The sequence below is a fragment of the Rhizobacter sp. P3_B12 genome, assembly GCF_056402895.1.
Window position 1 is genome coordinate 1 of the sequence record NZ_JBFUGN010000533.1, and the last position, 4,263, is coordinate 4,263.

Annotated in this window: 2 protein-coding genes; both read left to right on the plus strand. The window is 71.9% G+C overall.

All coding sequences use genetic code 11. The features are described from left to right. Nucleotides 1–100 precede the first annotated feature (100 nt). Nucleotides 101–991 carry an aldo/keto reductase gene (locus AC1D01_RS23060; protein ID WP_477870438.1) on the plus strand — a complete coding sequence of 297 codons (891 nt, stop codon included), beginning with the start codon at nucleotides 101–103 and terminating at the stop codon, nucleotides 989–991. Between the two features lie 54 nt (nucleotides 992–1,045). Beyond that, the gene (locus AC1D01_RS23065) at nucleotides 1,046–4,255 is read left to right on the plus strand and encodes a CHASE domain-containing protein (protein WP_477870440.1); all 3,210 of its coding nucleotides are present in this window, start codon (nucleotides 1,046–1,048) and stop codon (nucleotides 4,253–4,255) included. Nucleotides 4,256–4,263 lie beyond the last annotated feature (8 nt).

Sequence of the window (4,263 nt, forward strand, 5' to 3'; positions counted from 1 at the left end):
TTCTGGCGTCGATATCGTCGGGATTCGCCCGATGCAGCGCAAGCGAAACGGACTGTTACGCTCTGCCTTTCTCCCACCCAGCCGCCACCCGGCCGCCACCATGAGCCCCGTCACCGCCCCCAATCTCGCCCTCTCCCCGATCGTCGCCGGTGCCTGGCGCATGGCCGACTGGGGCTGGACCGCCGAACAGCGCCTGCACTGGATCGAGCACTGCATGGAGCTCGGCGTGACGAGCTTCGACCACGCCGACATCTACGGCGGCTACCGTGTCGAGACGCTGTTCGGCGAAGCGCTCGCGCTGAAGCCGATGCTGCGCCAGCACATGCAGCTGGTCAGCAAGTGCGGCATCCGGCTGGTCGGCGAGGCCCGGCCCGAGCACCGGGTGAAGCACTACGACACCTCGGCGGCGCACATCACGCGCAGCGTCGAGAACTCGCTGCGCGCGCTGCAGACCGACCACCTCGACCTGCTGCTGATCCACCGCCCCGATGCGCTGATGGACGCCGACGACGTGGCCGAGGCCTTCACCGCGCTGCGCCAGTCCGGCAAGGTGCGGGCCTTCGGGGTGTCGAACTTCGCGCCGGCGCAGTTCGAGCTGTTGAACAGCCGCATCGCGCTGGCCACCAACCAGGTCGAGCTGCACCCGCTGCACCTGTCCCCGCTGCACGACGGCACGCTGGACCAGTGCCAGCGGCTGCGCCTGCGGCCGATGATCTGGTCGCCTCTCGCCGGCGGTGCGCTGCTGACCGGCGGCGACGAACGCGCGCGCCGCGTGCAGGCCGCGCTGCAGGCGGTCGGGCAGCGCCACGGCGTCAGCGCCGCGACCGTCGCCTACGCCTGGCTGCTGCGCCACCCGACCCGCCCGCATCCGATGACCGGCTCGCACCGGCTGGAGGCGATCCGCGAGGCGCTGGCCGCACTGCAACTGAAGCTGGACGCCGAGTCCTGGACCGAAATCTGGCAGGCCGGCGCCGGCCACGAAGTGGCCTGACCGGCCGATCGAGGTGGTAGGCTCCCCGTGCCCCCACCTCGCCCCATCGATTCGATGACGCCAGCGAYGCCCCGCCCCACGCCGCCCTGGCCGCTCGCGCTGGCGGGCACCGCCATCGCCTATGCGGTGGTCGGCTGGGCCGCGCTGCTGCTGGCGATCCCGCCGAGCCTCGCGTCGCCGCTGTACCCCTCCGCCGGCATCGCGCTGGCCTGCCTGCTGGCCTACGGCTGGCGGGTGCTGCCCGGGGTGCTGGTCGGCTCGTTCCTGGTCAACGCCGGCATCAGCATCGAGCAGGCGGGGTTCAGCCTCGCGGGCCTGGCGGTGCCGGCCGCGATCGCCGTCGGCGCCACGCTGCAGGCGGCGCTCGCCGCGGCCCTGGTGCAGCGCTTCGTGCACCGGCCGTTCACGTTGAGCGAGCCGCGCGACATCGCGCTCTTCTTCGGCCTCGGCGCGGTCGCCGCGAGCCTCGTCAGCTGCAGCGTCGCGACGCTCGCGCTGTGGCTGGCCGGCCGCGAGCCGATCGGCGAGCTGGCCTTCAACTGGTGGACCTGGTGGGCCGGCGATGCGCTGGGCGTGTTGATCGGCACGCCGATCGCGCTGACGCTGATCGGCCAGCCGCGCGACGAATGGGCCGCGCGGCGGCGCACCGTCGGCCTGACCCTCGGCATCGCCACGCTGCTGATGGCGCTCGGCGTGCGGCAGGTCGTGCAATGGGAAGACGCCCGCGTGCAGGCCGCGTTCGAGCGCGATGCGGTCCATGCGTCGTCCAACCTCGCCGCGCAGCTGCAGTACCCGCTGCATGCGCTGGAAGCATTGCGCGGCGTGATGATCTCGTCCGACGAGGTCTCGCGCGAGGAGATGCACCGCGCCGCCGCCGCCTGGCTCGAGGTCAGCGGCCATCTGCAGGCGCTCGGCTGGACCGAGCTGATGCCGCGCTCGCAGGTGCCGGCCTTCGAGGCCCGCGTGCGCGCGGCCGGCCTGCCCGGCTACCACGTGTTCGACCGCTTCGACTCCGGCTTCAAGCCGGCACCCGACGACACCGTGGCGGCGATCCGCTACATCGAGCCGCAGGCCCCGAACGCCGCGGCGCTGGGCGTCAACACCCGCTCGATCGCCGCGGCGCGCACGGCGATCGATTCGGCCGTGCGCACCGACCGGCCGGCCGCCAGCGCCGGCTTCCTGCTGACGCAGGACGGCGCCGGCACGCAGACCGGCGTCGTGATCTACCAGGCCGTCTACAACGGCATGCCSGCCACCGTCAGCGACCGCGTCGCGGCGGCGCGCGGCGTGGTGTTCGTGACGCTGCGCATGGACGATGCGCTGCGTTCGTTCCAGAGTTCGCTACCGCACTACCTCGACGTGTGCATCGTCGACACCGACCCGATCGCCGAGCGGCGGCGCCTGGCCGGCAGCACCGGCTGCGAGATGCTGTCGGCCGACCTGTCGCACGTGCGCTCGTTCGCGTTCGCCGGGCGGCAATGGGACCTGCGCGTCACCTCGACGCGCTCCGCGGTGCCGCACGTGCGCGAGCGCAATGCGCTGCTGTTCTCGCTGGTGGGCCTGCTCGCGACCTCGATGCTGGGCGCGCTGATGCTGACGGTGACCGGCCGCACGCGCCGCATCGAGGCCGCCGTCAACGACCGCACCGCGGCGCTGCAGCGCGAGATCGCCGAACGCCAGCGCACCGAGTCCGACCTGCGCGAGAGCGAGCAGCGCTTCCGCAACATCCTGAACCACGTGCCGATCGGCGTCGTCTACACCGACCTGCACGGCAACGTGAAGCAGGTGAATCCGCAGTACTGCGACCTGACCGCCTACGGCGCCGAGGCGCTGGTCGACATGAACGTCGCCGCGCTCACGCACCCCGACGACCGCGCGCAGGACCTCGAGATGACGAGCCAGCTGCTGCGCGGCGAGATCCCGATGTACCGGCGCCAGGGCCGCTACGTCACGCGCGACGGGCGCCAGGTGTGGGTGCAGACCATCGTCACGCTGCTGCGCGACATGCAGGGCCAGCCGCGGCGCATCGTCGGCGTGGTCGAGGACATCACCGAGCACCTGCGGCTGGCCGAGGCCGAGCGGGCGCGCGAGCTGGCCGAGGCGGCGAACCGCGCGAAGAGCGATTTCCTGTCGCGCATGAGCCATGAACTGCGCACGCCGCTGAACGCGATGCTCGGCTTCGCGCAGCTGCTCGAGCTGGACCAGAACCACCCGCTGCCGATCGCACAGCGGCCCTGGGTGACGCAGATCCAGAGCGCCGGCTGGCACCTGCTGGACATGATCAACGACGTGCTCGACCTGTCGCGCATCGAATCGGGCACGCTGAACCTGCAGTCCGATGCGCTCGACCTGCACGAGGCGGTGGCCGCGGCGCTGTCGCTGGTCGAGCAGGACGCGCGCCGCCGCGGCATCACGATCACGCAGGAGCTGGCCGACAACGCCGCGCGCGTCACCGGCGACGCCACGCGCGTGAAGCAGATCCTGATCAACCTGCTGAGCAACGCGGTGAAGTACAACACCGAGGGCGGGCGCATCCACGTCGCGTCGCGACGCGGCAGTGCCGGCGGTGGTGGTGGAGGTCATCGCGATTGCGTCGAGATCACCATCACCGACACCGGCCTGGGCATGACGCCGCAGCAGCTGTCGCAGCTGTTCCAGCCGTTCAACCGGCTCGGGCGCGAGCGCTCGTCGCTGGAAGGCACCGGCATCGGCCTCGTGATCAGCCAGCGGCTGGCCGAGCTGATGGGCGGCTCGGTGCGCGCGCGCAGCACCGCCGGCGAGGGCTCGTCGTTCATCCTGACGCTGCCGCGTGCCAGCCCTGCCGAGAGCACGCCGGCCGGGCTGGACGAGATCGCGCCCGAGACCGGCAGCTACCACCAGCGCGTCGTCCACTACGTCGAGGACAACGAGACCAACGTCGAGGTGATGCGCGGCATCCTGGCGCGCCGGCCGCAGGTGCAGTTCGACGTCTCGGTGACCGGGCTGGACGGGCTGGCGGCGATCCGCGCGCGCCGGCCCGACCTGATCCTGCTCGACATGCACCTGCCCGACATCGACGGCATGGAGCTGCTGCGCCACCTGAAGGCCGACCCGGGCACCGCGAGCATCCCGGTGGTGGTGGTGTCGGCCGATGCACTGGGCAGCCAGATCGAGACCGCGATGGCCGCCGGCGCCCGGCAGTACCTGACCAAGCCGGTCAGCGTGAGCCAGCTGCGCGGCGTCGTCGATGCGGTGCTGGACGACGTCGAGACGAGGTTTGGCTAGGGCCGAGC

Bases quoted from the DNA above. Each gene is read 5' to 3' on its own strand.
- AC1D01_RS23060 (WP_477870438.1), top strand. From the start codon at position 101: ATGAGCCCCGTCACCGCCCCCAATCTCGCCCTCTCCCCGATCGTCGCC.